14 protein-coding genes and 1 riboswitch are annotated in these 20,005 nt (G+C 63.8%); of the genes, 6 read left to right on the top strand and 8 right to left on the bottom strand.

The window, feature by feature from the left end:
- Positions 1–215: 215 nt before the first annotated feature.
- Complete coding sequence (gene gcvP / locus Q5Z11_RS14640; protein WP_303747081.1) at positions 216–3,080, bottom strand: aminomethyl-transferring glycine dehydrogenase; 2,865 nt, start codon at positions 3,078–3,080, stop codon at positions 216–218.
- Between the two features lie 112 nt (positions 3,081–3,192).
- A riboswitch (glycine riboswitch) is annotated at positions 3,193–3,301 on the bottom strand.
- Between the two features lie 335 nt (positions 3,302–3,636).
- Here gcvP and Q5Z11_RS14635 point away from each other — a divergent pair.
- Complete coding sequence (locus Q5Z11_RS14635) at positions 3,637–4,857, top strand: multidrug effflux MFS transporter (protein WP_303747080.1); 1,221 nt, start codon at positions 3,637–3,639, stop codon at positions 4,855–4,857.
- A gap of 74 nt (positions 4,858–4,931) precedes the next feature.
- Positions 4,932–5,348: a hypothetical protein gene (locus tag Q5Z11_RS14630; protein WP_303747079.1), complete on the top strand. Its 417-nt coding sequence runs from the start codon at positions 4,932–4,934 to the stop codon at positions 5,346–5,348.
- A gap of 286 nt (positions 5,349–5,634) precedes the next feature.
- Here Q5Z11_RS14630 and Q5Z11_RS14625 read toward each other — a convergent pair whose 3' ends face one another.
- Positions 5,635–6,033: a hypothetical protein gene (locus tag Q5Z11_RS14625; RefSeq protein WP_303747078.1), complete on the bottom strand. Its 399-nt coding sequence runs from the start codon at positions 6,031–6,033 to the stop codon at positions 5,635–5,637.
- A gap of 262 nt (positions 6,034–6,295) precedes the next feature.
- On the opposite strand from Q5Z11_RS14625, the gene Q5Z11_RS14620 reads away from it, so the two are divergent.
- Genes Q5Z11_RS14620 through Q5Z11_RS14605 form a run of 4 tightly spaced genes read left to right on the top strand, consistent with a single transcriptional unit; the run spans position 6,296 to position 11,058 of the window.
- Positions 6,296–6,976, top strand: a complete 681-nt coding sequence (locus tag Q5Z11_RS14620; protein WP_303747077.1) for a vWA domain-containing protein — start codon at positions 6,296–6,298, stop codon at positions 6,974–6,976.
- A 2-nt stretch (positions 6,977–6,978) separates the two neighbouring features.
- On the top strand, positions 6,979–7,734 hold the full coding sequence (locus Q5Z11_RS14615; RefSeq protein WP_303750052.1) for a PP2C family serine/threonine-protein phosphatase: 756 nt from the start codon (positions 6,979–6,981) through the stop codon (positions 7,732–7,734).
- A 4-nt stretch (positions 7,735–7,738) separates the two neighbouring features.
- Entirely contained in the window at positions 7,739–9,139 is a 1,401-nt protein-coding gene (locus Q5Z11_RS14610; RefSeq protein WP_303747076.1) for a hypothetical protein, read from the top strand.
- Positions 9,136–11,058: an energy transducer TonB gene (locus tag Q5Z11_RS14605; protein WP_303747075.1), complete on the top strand. Its 1,923-nt coding sequence runs from the start codon at positions 9,136–9,138 to the stop codon at positions 11,056–11,058. Before Q5Z11_RS14610 ends, Q5Z11_RS14605 begins: the two co-directional genes overlap by 4 nt.
- 129 nt (positions 11,059–11,187) lie before the next feature.
- On the opposite strand, the gene Q5Z11_RS14600 is transcribed toward Q5Z11_RS14605, so the two are convergent.
- From Q5Z11_RS14600 to Q5Z11_RS14575, 6 genes are all read right to left on the bottom strand, one after another.
- Complete coding sequence (locus Q5Z11_RS14600; RefSeq protein WP_303747074.1) at positions 11,188–12,414, bottom strand: hypothetical protein; 1,227 nt, start codon at positions 12,412–12,414, stop codon at positions 11,188–11,190.
- A gap of 101 nt (positions 12,415–12,515) precedes the next feature.
- Entirely contained in the window at positions 12,516–13,118 is a 603-nt protein-coding gene (locus Q5Z11_RS14595; RefSeq protein ID WP_303747073.1) for a hypothetical protein, read from the bottom strand.
- A gap of 164 nt (positions 13,119–13,282) precedes the next feature.
- Positions 13,283–15,310: a M2 family metallopeptidase gene (locus Q5Z11_RS14590; RefSeq protein WP_303747072.1), complete on the bottom strand. Its 2,028-nt coding sequence runs from the start codon at positions 15,308–15,310 to the stop codon at positions 13,283–13,285.
- A 280-nt stretch (positions 15,311–15,590) separates the two neighbouring features.
- Positions 15,591–17,243 carry a phosphoethanolamine transferase gene (locus Q5Z11_RS14585; protein WP_303747071.1) on the bottom strand — a complete coding sequence of 551 codons (1,653 nt, stop codon included), beginning with the start codon at positions 17,241–17,243 and terminating at the stop codon, positions 15,591–15,593.
- The gene (locus Q5Z11_RS14580) at positions 17,240–18,010 is read right to left on the bottom strand and encodes a phosphatase PAP2 family protein (RefSeq protein WP_303747070.1); all 771 of its coding nucleotides are present in this window, start codon (positions 18,008–18,010) and stop codon (positions 17,240–17,242) included. The genes Q5Z11_RS14585 and Q5Z11_RS14580 overlap by 4 nt, the downstream gene beginning before the upstream one ends.
- 219 nt (positions 18,011–18,229) lie before the next feature.
- Positions 18,230–20,005, bottom strand: coding sequence for an ArnT family glycosyltransferase (locus Q5Z11_RS14575; RefSeq protein ID WP_303747069.1), 1,776 nt, complete (start codon positions 20,003–20,005; stop codon positions 18,230–18,232).

The raw sequence follows: 20,005 nt of genomic DNA, 5'->3' as shown, positions 1-20,005 counted from the left end.
TTCTCCCGTAAACGGGAGAAGGGAATGCCAAACCAGAAGCCAAAACTAAAGCAGAAGCCAAAGCAGAAGCCAAAGCAGAAGCCAAAGCAGAAGCCTTGCCCCTGCTGTTTGCAGTGACCAAGAAAATCAGCTGCTCCAATCTCCCAATCGTCACAAAGAAAACAGCCGGCTTTCGCCGGCTGTTTTCATTGACGCATCAGGCAATCAACACTCGATCACGCCTCAACATCTTCCTTGTACGCATCCACCGGGATGCAGGCGCACATGATGTTCTTGTCGCCGTAGACGTTGTCCACGCGCGCTACCGGCGGCCAGTACTTCTGCAGCTTCAGGGAAGGCAGCGGGAACGCTGCCAGCTCACGCGGGTAGGCGTGCGTCCACTCGCTGGCCGACACTGCACCGGCAGTGTGCGGGGCGTGCTTGAGCGGGTTGTCCTCGCGGTCCAGCTTGCCGTCTTCGATGGCCTGGATTTCCTCGCGGATCTGGATCATCGCGTCGATGAAACGGTCCAGCTCGTGCTGCGATTCGCTTTCGGTCGGCTCGACCATCAGCGTGCCGGCGACCGGGAAGCTCAGGGTCGGGGCGTGGAAGCCGAAGTCGATCAGGCGCTTGGCCACGTCCTCGGCACCGATGCCGGAGGTCTTCTCCAGCGGACGCACGTCGAGGATGCACTCGTGCGCCACCAGGCCGTTACGGCCGGTGTACAGGGTGGCGTAGTGCGGGGCCAGGCGCTTGGCGATGTAGTTGGCGTTGAGCAATGCAACCTGGGTTGCCTTGCGCAGGCCGGCGGTGCCCATCAGGGTGATGTACATCCAGCTGATCGGCAGGATCGAGGCGCTGCCGAAGCTGGCTGCGCTGACGATGCCGACCGGGCCGTTGTCGCCGAGCTTGCCTGGCAGGAACGGGGCCAGATGCGACTTGACCGCACACGGGCCAACGCCCGGGCCGCCGCCGCCGTGCGGGATGCAGAAGGTCTTGTGCAGGTTCAGGTGCGACACGTCCGAGCCCCACTTGCCGGGCTTGGCCACGCCAACCAGGGCGTTCATGTTGGCACCGTCGGTGTACACCTGGCCGCCGTGCTTGTGGATGATCTCGCAGATCTCGACCACTTCTTCCTCGAACACGCCGTGCGTGGACGGGTAGGTCATCATGATCGCAGCCAGGCGGTCGCTGTACTTCTCGGCGTTGCGGCGGATGTCCTCGACATCGACGTTGCCGTTGCCGTCGGTCTTGGTCACGACCACGGTCATGCCGCACATCTGGGCCGAGGCCGGGTTGGTGCCGTGCGCAGAGTCCGGGATCAGGCAGATGTCGCGATGGCCTTCGTCGCGCGAGCGGTGGTAGGCGCGGATTGCCAGCAGGCCGGCGTACTCGCCCTGCGCGCCGGAGTTCGGCTGCAGGCTCACTGCGTCATAGCCGGTGCACTCGACCAGCATCGCTTCCAGGCCGTCGATCAGTTCCTTGTAGCCCTGTGCCTGGTCGGCCGGTGCCAGCGGGTGGATGTTGGCGAACTCCGGCCAGGTCACCGGGATCATCTCGGCGGTGGCGTTGAGCTTCATGGTGCAGCTGCCCAGCGGGATCATGGTGCGATCCATCGCCAGGTCCTTGTCGGCCAGCGAACGCAGGTAGCGCAGCATCTCGTGCTCGCTGTGGTGCGTGTTGAACACCGGGTGGGCGAGGAACTCGCTGCTGCGTAGCAGGCTCTTCGGCAGTGCGTCGGTGGTGCTGGCGTCCAGTGCGTCCACGTCGACGCTGGCGCCGAACAGCTGGCCCAGCGCGATGACGTCGGCGCGGGTAGCGGTTTCATCCAGGCTGATGCCGACCGAACCGGCGTCGATGATGCGCAGGTTGATGCCGGCGGCTTCGGACTTGGCCTTCAACGCAGCCGAATCAACGCCGGTGATGTGCAGGGTGTCGAAGAAGTCGTTGCCGACCGCCACGCCCTTGCCACGCAGCGCGGCGGCGAGGATGGCCGCCAGGCGATGGGTGCGGCGGGCAATGCGCTGCAGGCCTTCCGGGCCGTGGTAGACGGCGTACATCGAGGCCATCACCGCCAGCAGCACCTGCGCGGTACAGATGTTGGAGGTGGCCTTCTCGCGGCGGATGTGCTGTTCGCGGGTCTGCAGGGTCAGGCGGTAGGCAGGCTTGCCTTCGGCATCGACCGAGACGCCGATCAGGCGGCCCGGCATCGAGCGCTTGTAGGCATCACGGCAGGCCATGAAGGCGGCGTGCGGACCGCCGAAGCCGAACGGCACGCCGAAACGCTGGCTGTTGCCGATGGCGATGTCCGCGCCCCATTCGCCGGGAGCGGCGATCAGGGTCAGTGCCAGCAGGTCGGTGGCAACGGCAACCAGGCCCTGGCGGGCGTGCACCGCCTCGACCAGCGCCTTGTAGTCGCCGATGTTGCCCAGGCTGTCCGGGTATTGCAGCAGCACGCCGAAGGTGTCGGCGGTCAGCGCCTCGGCCGGCTTGCCGATCAGCAGTTCGATGCCCATCGGCTCGGCGCGGGTGCGCAGCAGTTCCAGCGTCTGCGGGTGCACGCTGTCCTGCACGAAGAACACCTTGGACTTGGACTTGGCCGAACGCTTGGCCAGGGTCATCGCTTCGGCGGCGGCGGTGGCTTCGTCCAGCAGCGAGGCGTTGGCGATCTCCATGCCGGTCAGGTCGGCGACCATGGTCTGGAAGTTGATCAGCGCTTCCATGCGGCCCTGCGAGATCTCCGCCTGGTACGGGGTGTACGCCGTGTACCACGCCGGGTTCTCGAGGATGTTGCGCAGGATCACGTTCGGCGTGTGGGTGCCGTAATAACCCTGGCCGATGAAGCTGCGCAGGACCTTGTTCTTGTCGGCGATGGCGCGGATCTTGGCCAGCGCATCGACTTCGGTCAGCGATTCGGGCAGCGCCAGCGGCGCGGGCGACTTGATCGAGCCCGGCACGATGGCATCGGTGAGCGATTCCAGCGAATCATGACCAACGGTGCGCAGCATCTGCGCGATTTCAGCGTCGTTGGGGCCGATGTGGCGGTCAACGAACGCGGAGTGGTGTTCGAGCTCGCGCAGCGAAAGGGTGTTCTGGGTCATGGCTGACGTCCGGAGAAGGCATGCAGGGCAGGGGCGGTGAGCCAGGCTCGCCTTGCCGCCGTCCGGGTGCCGCGCACACGCGACAACTCAGCCGGCAAGCCAAAGGCTTACCTCGCGCCCCTCTGTCCTTTTGCCTGAGAGTTTGGAAGCGACGCGACGAGGATCGTGCGCTTCGTGCACCTTCGGCGCCGGATTGAACCGGTCTCTCCAGAGTTTTGCTACGGGTGGTATCGGGCCTGAGCGATTACGGGCGTTTGCGCCTTCGGCAGCGGGGTGAACCGCTTCTCCCACCTTGTTCGTACAGCGTGGCGATTATAGCCCGGTAAAGGCCCGGGGCAGACCCGCGCAGCGGCTTGGATTACCATCTGTATCCCGGTTTCAATCCCGCGCCTTGCACGCGTACGGCCGGGCATCCCGGAACCGCTGGCTGAAGTGGGTGAATGTCCGGACAAATTGCCGCATCATGGCCGCGGAGCGCAGTCGCGCCCGGTCCTGTTCATTCTGTCCCCACCCCACATCGGCCACGCGCCGGTGCCGTTGCTGGTTATTGAAAGCCATGGAAGCAAACAAGCAGGTTTCACTGCGCCGTATCGCCATTTTGGTGGCCGGTCTGTCGATGTTCGGCCCGTTCGCGATTGATGCGGTGTTCCCCGCATTCCCGCACATGGGCGCCGATCTGGGCGCCGACAAGCTGGCGATGCAGCAGGTGATCAGCGTCTACCTGTTGGCCTATGCGCTGATGAGCCTGGTGCACGGTGCGCTGTCCGATGCGCTCGGCCGCAAGGTGGTGATCATCGGCGGGCTGGTGGTGTTCATCGGCGCCTCCGTCGGTTGTGCGCTGTCCTCTGACATGGGCACCCTGCTGCTGTTCCGCTTCCTGCAGGGGCTGTCGGCCGGCGTGGGCTACATCATCGGCCGCGCGGTGATCCGTGACCTGTATGACGGTGACGATGCCCAGCGCTTGATGAGCCAGGTCTCGATGATCTTCTCCATCGCCCCGGCCATCGCCCCGATCATCGGCGGCTGGTTGCTGGGCTGGACGCAATGGCAGGGTATCTTCTGGTTCCTGGTTGCGTTCTCGGCGCTGTTGCTGCTGATCACCTGCATCTGGCTGCCGGAAACCCATCCGCCGCATGCGCGCCTCAGCCTGCACCCCAAGCGCCTGCTGCAGGACTACATCAGCATCGGCATCAACCCGCGCTTCCTGCGTCTGGCGCTGGCTGGCTCGCTGGGCTTCGGCGGGCTGTTCCTGTACATCGCCTCGGCCCCAGCCTTTGTGCTCGACCTGCTGCACATGAACGAGCGCCAGTTCGCCTGGTTGTTCATCCCGACCATCGGCGGCATGGCCTTGGGTGCCTATGCCTCCGGCCGCGCGGCAGGGCGCGTGGATGGCGCGCGAGCGGTGCGTATCGGTTACTGCTTCATGGCGGTCGCGGCGATCTACAACATCAGCTACAACGCCTTCGCCACCGAAATGACGGTGCCATGGGCGGTGCTGCCCTTCACCCTGACCTCGTTTGGCGTGGCCTTGATCTTCCCGATCCTGACCCTGGCCATCCTCGACATGTACCCGCGCCAGCGCGGTACGGCCTCGTCGATGCAGGCATTCAGCACCCTGGTCACCAACGCCATCATCGCCGGCGTGCTGTCGCCGATGCTCAGCCGCAGCGGTTTGAGCCTGGCCATCGGCGCCGCCCTGTTCGGTCTGGGCAGCTGGGCAATGTGGAAGTGGGAGCGGGTCAGCCAGCGCGCCCAGCGCGATGAAACCGCGTCCTGACACGAATTCACCCCCGCATCGGGGACAATAGCCGTGCCGCCATCACCGGCGGCCGTTCAAAGAGTGAACAACTGATGTCGATCCAATCCAAAGGCCGCCGCGAGGCGAAGAAGAAGCTGGCCGAGCGCGCGCGCAACCAGGCCGAAGCCAATCCGCCGGTAAAGGCCAAAGTGGAGCCACATGCCGAACTGCGTGACCAGCACCGGGCATTGCTGGCCGGCATCGTCCGCCGTGATGGCGAGTGGGTGCTGGGCATGGACGGCAAGATCGCCGGTGAGACCACCAGTGCCGCACGCGTGCTGGCGTTGATCATGCAGGCGGCCGAGTGGCACGAGAACAACGACACGCCCGTGCGGCTGATGTATTCCGATGCGCTGAAGGACGCCGCGCATGCCGAAGCAGCGGAGCAGGGCATCGACTTCGATACCTATAAGCGCAACCTGGCCGGTGAGCTCGGTGCCAAGGGCAAGGCGGCCGCAGGTACGCATTGAGCGTGCTGACAAGCGCGAGAACGACAAGGGCGCCGTTGGCGCCCTTGTCGTTTGTAACGAGCATTGCTTGCATCCCCAGCTCTTGTGGGAGCGGCGTGAGCCGCGAAGCTCGTGGAGTGTCCGTTGCATTGTTTCTTTTCTATCGGTGATGCCCCTGCCGAGCATGGCTCGGCACTACAGGAGAGCGCTTGCCTTTGTAGGAGCGGCGTAAGCCGCGAAGCTCGTAATCCTCCCGTCGCATTGCTTCATTGCTATCGGTGAAGCCCTTGCCGAGCATGGCTCGGCACTACAGGGGGTGTTGGTAGTTCCACAACGGCCGGAACGCGCTGCGGTGCATCCATGTCAGGACCGCGAGATAGCAGAAGTGGAACGTGCCCCACGGCCAATCGTGGTTGAGGAACAGGTGGAAGATGAAGATGCCCGTCACCAGCGGTGCAAGAACCGCGATGCCGAGCGGCGCGGTGCGCTGGAATAACAGCAGGATGCCGCCCGCCAGGCAGCTGCCGGCGATCAAGGGATCAACGATTCCGCTGTCGGTCAGCGCGGTGGTAAGTGCTTTGGCGGCGGGCGCTTCCTTGTGGTCCGGCCACGCGGTGCCGAACAACTTATAGGAGAACCAACTGGCGCCGACATAGGTGTAGAACAGGGCGAACAGCCAACGAGCAACAGCAATGATCCAGGTCATGCCACGTACTCCTGTTGTACCGCCAGATGGCGGTTGATGTCGGGGCGATCGGTCCTTTTGCCGGTGCTGCTGTCCTGCAGCCGCTGCTCCCTCTGCGGCGGATGGTAGCGCAGCGTTGCTGCTTCTGAAGGGATTTCACCCGGATCAGGTGGCTTGCGCGGTCTCAGGCAGGTAATGCGTGGTCCGGGCCGGTGAAAAGCCGCAAGCGCAGTTGTGGCTATAATCCGGATCACGACGTCCCCTGAGCATGGAGGCACACCTGATGTCTGTTGCAGCTATTCCTGATGTCTCGCTGGTTGATAACAGCGAGCAACGCACGCCCTTGATCCTGGTGCTGGATTGTTCCGGCAGCATGGGCGGCGAGCCCATCGCGCAGTTGAATGCCGGGCTCAAGCTGCTAGAGCAGGAGTTGAAGGGTGACGTGATAGCAGCCAAGCGCGTGCGCGTGCTGCTGATCGAATACGGCGACATGGACAACGCGGCGATCACCGGTGATTGGTGCGACGCGATGGATTTCAGTGCGCCGGAACTTACCGCCAACGGCACCACGCCCACTGGCGCGGCGGTCGAACTCGCGCTGCAGGAAATCGAGGACGAGAAGGCCCGTTTCCGTCAGGCCGGCGTTGCCTATACGCGGCCGTGGCTGTTCCTGATGTCCGACGGCAATCCCACCGATGCCTGGGAAGCAGTTGCCGAACGCTGCCGCGATGCCGAACAGCAGAACAAGGTGGCGGTATTCCCGATTGGCGTTGGTAACGCCGACATGAGCGTGCTTGGCCAGTTCAGCCGCAACGGCGAGCGTGGTGTCAAACGCCTGCAGGGACTGCAGTTCAAGGAACTCTTCATGTGGCTCAGTGCCAGCATGCGGGTGGTATCCAATTCCACGCCCGGTGGTCAGGTGCAGCTGCCGTCGACGGATAGCTGGTCGAACGTGACGGTTTGAGCATGGGCTGGCGGGTGATGGCCGCATCGGCCACGGGACGCTCCCATCTGGATCGCGGGCAACCGTGCCAGGACGCCTACGCATCGGCGAGCGCGGGCCGCGTATTGGTTGCCGCGGTGTGTGATGGCGCAGGTTCGGCTTCGCACAGTGATAGCGGCGCAAAAACGGTTTCCGCTGCGGTAGTAGCGGCGGTTGCCGCGCATCGCTTGTTGGGCGGCGAACCTTCGGCCTTGGCAGTGGAAGCGGTGCGGGAAATCATCGAGGCCGCAATCATCGATGCCCGCGAGCAACTGGGCAGTGTGGCTGCGGCCAAACAGCTGACGCTTGCTGATCACGCCTGCACCCTGGTTGGCGTTGTGGCGGATGCGAACGGCGGCTGGTTCTTCCATGTAGGTGATGGTGTTGCAGCCTGCGAGTTCGCGCCGCCGCAGCCGCCGGCGGTATCGCTGCCGGCCAATGGTGAGTACGCCAACGAAACCTGGTTCGTTACCGGTGGCAACTGGCGCGAGCAACTGCGCCTGACCCGCTTCGATGGGCAGGCGCAGGCCATCGTGCTGATGTCCGATGGTGTGCAACCGTTTGCGATGACGCGCGATGGCAGCGGCTTGTTCCAGCCGTTCATCGCGCCAGTGCTGCGCTACCTGGGCAGCGTGGACGCCGAGCACGGCAGCCAGGCGCTGCAGGCGACGCTGGCCGACCCGCGTACCGATCACATCACCGGCGACGACAAAACGTTGCTGGTGGCGTTGCCGGTCTAGGCGTATGGCCGCACAAGCCGGCGACACCATCTACGACGAACGCCGTGCACCGCTGACCCTGGGCAAGCTGCTCAAAAGCGGCGGCGCTGGCAGCGTGTTCCTGATCAAGGAACGCCCGCTGGAGGTTGCCAAGCTCTACCACTCGGACAAGGGTGGGCAGGTCTACGAGCGCAAGGTGCGGGCGATGTTGGAGCTGCGTCCCGACCTGCCCGATGTCGAGGACAAGGGCGTGCGCCAGGTGCAGATTGCCTGGCCTACCGGTCTGCTGCGGGACAAGGCGCGACGCTTCATCGGCTTCACCATGCCGGTGCTGGATGTGGCGGCCACCAGTGACCTGGAGCATGTACTGCAGGAGCGGCAGGCGCGCGAAGAAGGACTGCCTACCGCGCTCGGGCCGAAGATGACCCTGGCCGCCAACCTGGCGGTGATGTTGGCGGCGCTGCATGAGCGGCAGCACTACGTGGTGGACCTGAAGCCGCTCAACGTGCGCTTCTACCGGAAGTCCTTGTTCATCGCGATGCTGGATTGCGATGGCTTCAGTATCCAGGGCAAGGGCGAACGTTTCCTCTCCGAACAGGTCACGACCGACTACCTTGCCGCGGAGTTCCAGCAACGCGGTGTCGCCTCCGGCGAAGAGGAAGCGCAGGACAGGTTCGCGCTGGCAGTGATGGTGTTCCAGCTGCTCAATTCGGGCCTGCATCCGTATAGCGGGCGTCCGAATGGCAGCACATTGCCCAGCGATCTGCCGGGGCGCATCGCCGCAAATCTGTATCCATACGGGGTAGCGAAAAACGAATCACGGATACTGCCTTCGCCGGTCAGCGGCCATGAAGCATTTCCCGCCGATCTGCGGGAAATGTTCGATCGTGCCTTCGCCAGCCAGGCGCGGCGGCGCCCGGCCGCGGCGGAATGGTCGTCGCTGCTGCTGCGTTATGCGCGGCGTAGCAACGGTTTGCTGGTGAAATGTGCCAGCGACGGTACGCATCAACATTTCAGTGGCATGCCGTGTGCAGCCTGTGCACGCGCAGCGCTGCTGAAGCGTAGTGCACGTGCCACGCAGACACGGGTGAAACAGGCAGCTGCCGGTGGCAAAAGAACGGCGCGCGCTGCGCGTCGTACCCACGTGGCAACGCCGAACGTCGCTGCAGCGCAGAATGCAGCAGCACCAGCAGCGGCCTCAACGCCTGCAGGCTTGGGCATGCGCGTGTTCTTTGCGGTGATCGGCCCCTTGTTGCTGGGATGGGCATTCAGCTGGGGGATGTCGGCGTACCGCGGTTTCCAGCTGGCCAAGGACCCCGGTTGGTGGCTGACCCTGGGGCTGGGATTCCAGAGTGGGCTGCTGCTGGCTGCGGTGTTGCTGTTCATTGTCTGCGTGCCGGTATTGATCCTGAGCAAGCGGCCATGAAGATCACCATCGGGGTCGTCATTGCGCTGTTGCTGTTGTTGCTCGTGATGCTGTTCGCGGGTTGGTTGGGTGTTTACGTCTACGGTGCGATCGAATGGGTCGGACATCTGTTTTCGACGGGCGTGCTGCCTGACGGAAGGGCTGCTTTCCGTGCCGGTCTGTTGCTGGGCGGGCTGGTGTCGGTGGGGGCGCTGCTGCGGGTGGCGATCATGGACAAGTCCCACGAGTACGCCGGCGCAGGACTGTTCGTGGCGTTTGCCTTCGCCTTGCTGCTGTTCTTCACCCGCGTCTCGCCATTCGCCAAAGCCAATGACGAGGCGCGTTCATTGATGTTTGCGGAGAGCACGCCTGCGGGAAAGCCCATCGAGATTCCCGAGTGGTACTCGCGCAGCAGCTATGAGCGGGATGCAGCCAGCAAGGTGCATGCACTTGCCAGGGCTGCGGCACGTGGTGACCAGCAACGAGTGGATGCTGGACTGGAAGAACTGCAGCGGTGGGCGCGCCGGGGTGTGCGTATCGGCGGTGACCGCGAGGCGTTCAATGCTGCGCGGGAAAGGTTCAATGCCACGTTCGATATGCCAGCGGGCAGGGAGAAAAGAGACAAGTTGGGCAGGCTGCGGCACGAGGCGCTGAGGGCAATGTGGCAGGCCGTGCCCGAGGTGGATGTCGCAGGACGACGGGTGCTGGTGCAGGACCTGGCGGTCTTTGCGTTTGCGTTGCGCCTTCGTGCCGAGCGTAGTCCCACCGAGGATGAAGATCCGCGCGAGGGCGAGCTGCTTGATGACAAGTTGATTGAGCTGGTTCGCCTGCAGGAGGCGATCCTGGGCTATGCCCCTAGGTCGGCTGAGTTCTGGTCGATCTACGCTGCCACGATAGTGGATGCAGATGAAGAGGTGGCGCTTGGTGCCTTGCTGATTGCTGATCAACTGCGGCGTTCCGCTGGCTCGGGCTACTCAGCGATGACAATGTCCATCAGCGACGAGATGCTGTTCCAGTCGGATATGCGGGTCAGCACTGGCTTGCTGCCGGAAGCTTCGATAGCACGTCTGGGTATTCTCAAGGCACGCGCGGCGGCGATGGTTGGAAAGGCCGTGTCTGCATCGGGGGGCAGTAGTGCATTGGTGGAAGGGGCGAAGACGTCTTCTCCCGAACAGGTGCTGCCTGCGGCACAGTATGTACACACAGGAAAAGGCTTGTTGCCCTCACCGCGATTGATGCCGCCCATGGTAATGCCGATGGAGAGCGCGGAAACGATGGTCTGGGCTGACTTGCTGTCTGCAGGATTCGAACAGAAGCAGCGGCCTGTCGCGCTGCCGTCATCCGGCATCAGCAGCGATAGCAGCCTGCGTGTGGCGGTAGACGTCCTGGCCGATGGCAGCATCAGCTCGGTCCTGATTGAACGCAGCAGCGGTGATCCCGCGTTGGATGATGCCACGCGCGCCTCGGCGCGCCGCTGGAAGGCGACACTCCCGATAGCCGCGGAAGGGGAACGACGCAGGGTGCAGGTGAGATTCGAAGCGCCTCCGCGCCTGGAAACACTCTCCGATCGGCCACCACCGCCAATGGTGCCGGGAAGGGACGTCAGTGCTGCGCCGAGTGACTCGCCCCCATCGCCTCCTGTTTCAAGGGCTACCTTGGAATACCTGCAGGAGCTGCTCGCGAGCAAGGCGCGTTTCAACCCGCCGCGCTATCCGTCAGCCGCATGGAGTGAGGGGGTCGGTGGCAGGGTGGTGCTGGCAATTACCTTGTCTGGAGCCGGTGAGGTTCGCAACGTCGTCGTTGCAAACAGCAGTGGCAACGCCTTGCTCGATAAAGCCGCACGCGAAGCGGCTTTGGGCTGGAGCGTTTCGCCAGAGCAAACTATAGCGAATGTGGGTGAGGTCACCCTGCGTATGCCGGTGGTGTTCAAAGTGGAGTAGTGCTGGAGCGTCGTATCGCCCGATCGACGCGCCCGACGCGAGCGACGCTGCAAGCGTGCTGCGTGAATGCAGTGGACTCCAATCTGTTGGTGTTCGAATGGGCAGACGCGTTGATCGATTCCTCACACTTCAATAGTCACGCGCAGCATCGAACCACCGCTGTGCCAGCTCTTCAGTCACTCCAGTACGCGCGGCGTGCTCGGAGCGGCTGAGCTGCCATATGGCTTCGCCCAGATCCTCGCGTTCGGCTGTCTCTATTCCCTTGAGCGTGTTGAAACGTTGGGTGAATTCGGTGAAGGCTGCTTCACCATCGGCCAGCGAGTGCGCAGAAGCCAGGCTGGCCAAGGCTGCATCGAACGCTTCATTGGCCTGCTTGGCCAAGCGTTTGGACCACGCCGAGAACGGGCGGCCGAACTCGCTTTCCCACCAGCTTGCTTTACGAAGCTGTGAGACCGATGCATGTCCGGTCCACGGGCGCAGTTGGGCACGTGTCTTCAGTTGCTGGCGCAGGCGCTTGCCTGCAGCTTCTTCGACATTGAAGGCAATGAAGCCATCCAGCGCGGGCCAGCAGCTCAGTGCTGGAAGGCCTTCCAACGACGGCATGTAACGCAGCTGCAGGTTCTGCAACTGCGGCTGTGCCGCAAGTGCTTCAAGGTCGACGAAGTTGCCATACAAGCTCAGCGACTTCAGGTGTTTGAAGCGCGACAGGCATTTCAGCGAGACCGGGCGTGCCATCGGCTTGTTGACCAGCATCAGGTCGTGGACGTCATGCAACTGGCCCATGTCCGGTAGCTGGAACGCAGTGGTCTCCCTGCGCGAGCCCGTTTCCGGGGCCAGCGACAGGGAGCGGGGCAGTGGTCCCTGCGCCGAGAAACGGCCGATATCGCCGGAGACACTGAGGTGGAGGTTTGCTGCGATTTCCGGCTCGGGCAGGAGCAGCTGCAGGTTTGCTTCCGCATGCTCCAGTTGAATCGCCAAGGTGCGGATATTGGATTGGCTGGCATCGACTACGGTATCGCTATCGAGCCCGGGCACCCAGGTCAGCTGTTCGATGGGACGCTGATGGGCCCACTCGAAGATGCTTTGATCATTGCCCGTGTAGTGGATCACACGCGGCCAGGGTGAGCCGGCTGGCGTGGCGAATGGATTGAACGCTGCCCAGTTGATCCTGAGATCAGCGGCGACCTGAAGATCCGCTTTTACGGTCGAGCCAGAAGCTGCGATCACCAGGCTGCCCACACCCAGCGTACGAACCAGGGTATGACTGCCGGCGCCAGTGAGATCGATCGGATAGCTGCCGGGCCCGGTCAGGAGGCTGTCGGGATTGGTGTCCGCTGCGGTGTTTCTGCTGTCCATGTTCATCCTTGGAATGACTGCCGTCCGTTTGCTGCTGGCGTTGTTGCGCGTGTCTGCTGATCGCTGCTGCTACTGGAACGATAGGAAGACCGGGGCATACATCAGCGGCCTTCGATGCTCAGGCTGTCGAGCACGGCATTGGCTTTGGCCTCAAGCTCAGGGTCGCGATTGTCGTCGGTATAGCGATGGTAGTAACGCAACTCGTAGCCGACGCCCTTGGATTGCAGTGAACCGCAGGAGAGTGCGTACTGTTCGCTCCATTGTCGCTGCCCATCGGCGGCAGGCTGTAGCGCTTCGAGCAGCAGATGGATCTTTGCGCAGCGCGGGTCTGCAGGATATTCGCTGACCTGGAGTGCGTTGATCTTGAAGCGGGGGCTGCTGGCGTAGCCCTGTTCCAGATTGCGCTTGATGGTCCTGATGTAGCCGGACAGCGGCGAAATCGGCGCATCAAGCGTGGTCATATAGGCTTCGATCTTGCGGTTGTCCGAAGCGGCTTCCGCGTTCCAGCTGAGCGTTGTGCTCGTTCCGGAACCATTCCTTGTCCAGCCTTCTTCGTCCGGCGGCGTGAATGCAAGGCCAAGCGTCCTGCTCGCATCGGTGATGCCAACGTGTATCTGCCCGGTGCCAGTGCCCTCGTTCGCGAACGCCGGGCTGGGCAGCGTCGAATGGATGGCGAGTGCGACAAGGCCTGCAGCGAGTTTCATCCGTATCTCCCGAAGTTACCGGGTAACCATGCCACGGCATGTTGTGGTGTGCCAGCTCTGCGGGTTGCTGTGGATGGAATTTGCTCTCGACCCAGGTGCAGCGCGAGCGGAAAAGCAAAGGGCGCCATTGCGGCGCCCTTTGCGTGCTTCTTCAGCTGTAGCGCTTACGGTGCCGACGGCTGCGCCGGTGCGGCTGCGGGAGCCGCAGCAGGTACCACAGCCGGAGCCGCAGCCTGCCAGCCACACATCTGGCCTTCGTTCTGCTGCTTCAGCCATTCCTGCAGCGGTGCGAAGTATTCCAGCATCGGGCCGGCATCAAGCTTTTCGGTGCCGGTCAGTTCCTTCAGCGTGGCCTGCCACGGCTGGCTGGAACCCTTGCTCAGCATCGCCCAGAACTTCTGTCCGGCTTCCTTGTTGCCGTAGAAGCTGCACTCGTTGAGCGGGCCAGTGTAGCCGGACGCGTCGCACAGGCCCTTGTAGAACTGGTACTGCAGGATGCGGGCCAGGAAGTAGCGCAGGTACGGGGTATTGCCCGGTACGTGGTACTTGGCGCCGGCGTCGAAGAACTCTTCGCCGCGTGCGCTGGCCGGGGCCACGCCCTGGTACTGCGCCTTCAGTTCCCACCACTTCTGGTTGTACTGGTCCGGCTTGATCGAGCCGTCGAACACGCCCCAGCGCCAGCGGTCGATCATCAGCCCGAACGGCAGGAACGACACGCCCGACATTGCCATGCGCATCTGCGCATTGATGGTGGCTTCGCGGCTTTCCTGCTGCGCGCCGACCAGGCCGATCGAGTTGAGGTACTTCGGCGTCATCGCCAGCACGATGGTGTCGCCGATGGCTTCGTGGAAGCCGTCGTTGGCACCGCCCTGGAACAACGGCGGCAGCGGGTTGTAGGCCAGGTCGTAGTAGATGTGGCCGAGCTCGTGGTAGATGGTGGTGAAGTTTTCTTCGTTCGGGGTGATGCACATCTTGGTGCGCACGTCCGGGCCCACATCCTTGCCGTCGCCGCCCATGTTCATGTCCCAGGCGCTGGCGTGGCAGACCACGTTGCGGTCCAGCGGCTTGATGAACTGGGTGTTCTGCCAGTAGCTCTCCGGCAGCTTGGGCATGCCCAGCGAGACGTAGAAGTCCTGCGCACGCTCGGTCATCTGCCGGGCTGTGACCAGTTCGGCCTCACGCTGTGCCCTGAAACGGCTTGCCGGGTCGGCGCCACCGGCCTTGGCCAGTGCGGCGCTCAGGTTGGTCTGGTACTGCTTTTCCAGCGCGGCGGTGATGTCCAGGCTGCCCGCGTTCGGGTACGGCGCGGTCATGTCCCACAGGTTGCTCCAATCCTGCTGCCACATGTTGCCGGTCAGGTGCGCGGCAATCATGCCGCCGCCCACTTCGGCCTTGTCCTTGCCGTATTCCTTGTCGAGCTTGGCGCGGGTATAGCAATGCACCTGCTCGTACAGCGGCTTGACCTGCTCCCACAGGCGGTCGGTTTCCGGGCCGACCTGGTCGGCCGGCATGTCGTAGCCGCTGCGCCACATCTGGCCGGCATCGCTATAGCCCAGTTCGCGGGCGCCTTCGTTGACCAGTTCGACGAAGCGCTGGTAGTTGGCGCGCGACGGCACGGCGGTGGACTGCCAGCCCTGCCAGGCATCGAGCTGCTTGTCGTAGTCGCGCGAGGTGGCCAGCACTTTCTCAAGGTCACCGAGCTGGCGGCAGTTCTTGTTGTCGCCTTCGCCCACGCAGTAGGTGCCGGCGCCGTAGTCGCCTTCCAGCTTGGTGGCGATGCCGGCCAGCTCGGCCAGCTTCTGCGGGTCGCGCGGGGCGGGCATCGAGGTCATCAGTTTGAGCAGGCTGATGGCGCGCTTGGTATCGGCGCTCATCGGCTGGCCTTCGTACTTGTTGGCCTGCTCGATCCAGCCATTGAGCACGGTCAGCCAGCGCTCGTTGGCCTTTGCGGCGACGCGGGCCGAATCGTCATTGATGTAGGTGGACGACAGCCACTGGGCCGAGGTCATTTCCGGGTACATCGCCTTGTATTCGGCATTGACGCGGGCGATGAACTGGTCGGCGCTTTCGGCCGGTGCGGCCTGGGTGGTGGCCGGCTTGGCGGTGTCGGTGGCGGCGTCCTTCTTACAGGCAGCCAACGAGAGCACGGCCACGCCAACGGCGGCGGCCAGGACCAAATGACGATTCTTCACAGCAAACCCCAAGATGTTAGTACGGCGAAGGCTAGTGGGGCGGCGGCCGGGCTGCAAGTGGGGAAAGGGATGGGCAGGTGTAATGCCGAGCCATGCTCGGCAGGAGGAGTCATCTTTGTAGTGCCGAGCCATGCTCGGCAGGGGGAGTCATCTTTGTAGTGCCGAGCCATGCTCGGCAGAGGCTTTACCGGGAAGGCCTCTGCCGAGCATGGCTCGGCACTACGGTGGGATTGTTGGGAAAGCCTCTGCCGAGCATGGCTCGGCACTACAGGGATTTGCTTTATGTGCAGGGGGCGAAGAGGTCGCGGGCCGGGTCGTATACCGAGGTCCGCACCTGCATCAGGCCCAATACCGAGGGGAACAGGTTGTCCTGGTCGGTGCGCTGTGTGGCACGGTGGCGCACGCAGCTCATGTCCAGGCCGCGGTCAGCGGCAAACCCCGGCGAGAACCACATCACCATCGGCACCCGGGTCTGTTCTTCCGGTGCGATCGCATACGGCACGCCGTGCAGGTACAGGCCCTTTTCACCCAATGATTCGCCGTGATCGGAGAGGTAGATCATCGCGGTGTCGTAATCATCGAGCCCGCGCAGGGCGGCGATGGTGCGGGTCAGGAAATGATCGGTGTAGCGGATCGCATTGTCATAACTGTTGACGATGTCCTCGCGGCTGCATTTGCCGAGGTCTGCCGTGTCGCAGGTTGGTGCGAACTGGCGGAACTGCGCCGGGTAACGCTGGAAGTAGCTCGGGCCGTGGTTGCCCAGCTGGTGCAGGATGACCACACGGTCGCCAGGCTTGGCGCGAACCTGATCGGCAAGGTTTTGCAGAAGAATCTCATCCATGCAGCGGCCGTCGGCGCATAGTCCTAGCGTGGTCGCATCATCCAGACGCTGGATTTCCAGACCTTCGCATACGCCCTTGCAGCCGGACTGGTTGTCGCGCCATAGGGTTGCGATGCCCGCATGCTCAAGCACATGCAGCAGCGACTGGTGGCCGCGGATCTTCTTTTCGTCGTAATCGTGGCGACCGAACGGCGAGAACATGCAGGGCAGTGATACCTCGGTGCTGGTGCCGCAGGAATGCATGTCCGGGAAGTTGATCACGCCGGTCTGTGCCAGCTCCGGTGTGGTCTGGCGGGCATAACCGTTCAAGCCCCAGTTCTGTGCGCGCACGGTTTCGCCGACCACCAGCACCAGCAGTCGGGGCTTGCTGCCCGCCGCACGTGGCATGGCCTTGGCATCGGTGCCCAACGGCAGCTTGGGCTGCTTCTGCATCGGGCTGGAGCTGGCAAGGTTCTGCTTCAGCGCGATGATGTAGTTGACCGGCGTGGCCAGATAGCGCACTTCGCGGTGATTGCGCATCAGCGCTGAGATGTTCTGGAACGACAGCATGGTGCCAGCGCCGCCAGTGACGATCACGGCAAGCAGGAAGGCTACGCGCCATAGCAGCGTGCGGCTCCAGCTGCGCTTGCGCAGGCGGACGCGCCACAGCAGCGCGGTTGGCAGCAGGCCGTAGCCGATCAGCGGCAGCAGCAATGCCGGCGTCATCAACTCACGTGACTCCTTGTGGTCGGTAGCCAGGACATTGCGCAGCATGTCTGCGTCCAGGTAGACGTTGTAGCTGTTCATGTAATGCGTTGCGAAGGCGGTGGTGATGAACAGCACCGTCAGCACGAGCTTGGCGTTCCAGCGCCAGATCAGCAGGCCGAAGAGGATGGCGTGCACGCTCACCAGCAAGGCAAACAACGACACCGCGAACAGCACGCCGTTCGGGTTGGTGGCAATCGCGCTGCGCCAGAACAGGTTGTTGCAGACCAGCGCGAAGAACGTGCTGGCGATCAGGATCAGGGCTTCAGTGCTGATCTCCGGACGCCACTCCTGCAGGCGTGACCATGACAGCGGGGAAGCAATACGGCGAGTGGCGACAACGCTCATGCGCGCTCTCCAACGGGTGTGATGCGCGACAGCGAGTTGGTCGCCGCAGATGACGGGAACATCCACAGATAGAGCACCGTTGCGACCAGCCAGCTGATCGCCAGTGCCCACAGGTCATGTGAGGCGAAATGGGCGCCGCGCAGCTGCTGGGCGAGGCCGAACGCCATGCCGACCAGCAGCGCGATGCTCAGCGCCGGCCAGCGCCATTGCGGGCGTACCTGCAACATGAAGAAGAACAAGGCGACCCAGGCGTAGCCGGAACCGGCATGGCCGGCCGGGAAACAGGCGGCATGGCCCAGCGCAACCGGGCGCTGCTCGAACAGGCCGATGAACGGACGCAGGCCGCCGTAGCGCTCCAGGTCCCACGGGCAGTCCATGTGGGTCCAGGACTTCAGCAGCGCGACGATGCTGGTGGACAGCGCCACCGACGACAGCAGATAGGCCAGCGGACGCCGCAACGGGCGCCAGCGCGCATCCATGCCGCTGCGGATCAAACCCAGCACGACCAGCAATGCGACAAACCAGGTCAGGTTGCGGCCGCCCTTGTGGATCAGGTGGCTGGTCCACCACGCGTTCTTGAAGGCCCATTGGTTGCCTTCCCAGCGATAGAGCTGATCTGCGAGCCATTGGTCACCATTGCCGGCCATCAGCAGCAGGCTGCCGACGACGAGCAGCAGTAGCGGGATCAGCAGGGTGCGCCCGGCGAAGCTCAGGCGGCTGCGTTCGGCAGCCGGTAGCAGGGCGGTGGAAGTGGGTTGCTGCGACATGGAGCAGGGGCACCATCAGACTGGGTGCGGCCATGCTGTGTCGGCGCGTGTCGGAGACCGGTCGGAGCGATGTCGTGATTTTGTCGGTGCTTCAGGTTCGCAGCCGACGAGCGCTTGGTGCTGCAGAAAGCAGGAGCGACTGCACCGGTTCCGGCACAGCCACTCCTGCTCGATGTTTCAACACATATGCGTCAACAGGTGCCGTTCAGCGCACCGGCGTCAATCGCTGTCGCTGTCCAGCGCACCCTCGCTGCCGGCGACCACGCCATGTGTCCTGGCAACGCAGTCGGCGTGCAGGGCAGTGCCGGGCAGCAACTGCCAGTTGTTGCGGTTGGCGCTGCCGATGTCGATGACCTGGTTGCGGTCCGCGCACGGCGTCATTGCCTGGTCGAGGACGAACAGCCAGCGTCGCTGCGGGTCCTGTGTCACCCAGCGCGCCGCGTCTTCCCATTGCTCGGCGGCGGGACGTTTGAAGCCGAAATCGGTGGCCTGCGGATGGGTCTGCAGCAGGTTCTGTTCACGCCAGGCAACCATGCCCAGCTCCGCATCCGGGCCGATGCGCTCGCGCACCTTGTCCATCACCAGCGAGGCGGAGCTATAGGGGTCAAGTGCAGGCATTGCCCCCAGCCCGTACATGGACCACAGCAGCACGGTGCTCAGCACCACCGCCAGCCCGGCGCGGCGCAGGCGTAGCACCAATACCAGCAGCAACGAAGCCGAGGCAAAGCCGATCAGCCACCAGCCCACCTGCGGCAGCACCCATGGATCGATCGCGCGCTTGATGGCGTTGCGCTGGGCCCAGCCATCGCCGTGCACGGCACCGTAGCCGACCACCAAGGTGGCAACGGCCAGCACCAGCACGTAGATCAGCAGCAACCAGCGCACACTGGTGCGCCGCAGCAGGCCGGGCAGCAATGGCGCTGCGGCGATGGCCAGGGCCGGTAGCATCGGCAGGATATAGACCTCGCGCTTGCCCGGGCTGGCGCTGAAGAACAGCAGCACAAGTAACGCCCAGCCCAGCAGCAGGAGGTAGCGCGGATCGGCGCGGCGGCAGCGTCGCCACCATGCAGGGAACAACCAGGGCGCCAACAGGCTGCCCGGCAGCCACAACGTCGCCATTACCTGCAGGTAGTACCAGAACGGCTGGTGGTGATGCCAGGCATTGGCATAGCGGGTACCGGTCTGCTTGAACAACAGTTCCTTGGCATAGGACTGCAGGTGCGGCTCGGGGTTCTGCAACAGGGCGATGGCCAGGGGGCCAAGCCAGATCGCGGTGCCGGCGAGGAAGGCGGGCAATAGCAGCCACCAGCCCCAGCTGCGGCCGAGCCCTGCTGCCTGCGGGTGGCGCCAGCGCCAGGCCAGCCACGGCAGCAGCATCAGCAAGGGCAGGAAGCCAACGCCCTTGGTCACGGTGCCAGCACCGGCGGCGAACGCGGCCAGGGCCAGCGCCCACCAGTTCGGGCCGAGCAATAGATGGCGTACCAGTCCCCATAGCGCCAGCGTGGTCATGCCGACCAGCACCATGTCGATCTGCGCGCGCTTGGCCATCAGCCCGAACTGGATGCAGACGAACAGTCCAACGACGGCATAGCGGGCGACCTGCCGGTTCCATAGCCGCCGGCTCATGTCCCAGGTCAGCCACAGGGTGAGCAGGGCGGCCAGCAGCGAGGGCACCAGGAAAGACAGGTTCCAGTCGCCGATGACTTTGTAAGTGGCCGCCTGGATCCACATGAAGGTTGCGGGTTTTTCCGCATACAGCTCGCTGCCGCGGTGCGGTAGCAGCCATTGCCCGGTCTCCACCATGTGCCGCGCTGCCAGCACGAAGCGGGGTTCGTCCGGTGGCTGAGGTGAGCGCATGCCAAGCCCGGCCAGCAGGCTGGCGATGACCAGCACGATCAGGATGGCAAACCACAGCGTGTTGCGGGAAGAGCGGGGCAGGTTCGGGCGCACGAAAGGCTCGGTGTCGAAGGCTGGCAGGATGATGACGTGGCCCAT

Source organism: Stenotrophomonas sp. 610A2, assembly GCF_030549615.1.
GTDB lineage: Bacteria > Pseudomonadota > Gammaproteobacteria > Xanthomonadales > Xanthomonadaceae > Stenotrophomonas > Stenotrophomonas pigmentata.
Note: the sequence above shows the minus strand (reverse complement) of the source record. Positions and strands in the feature narration are given on the sequence as shown.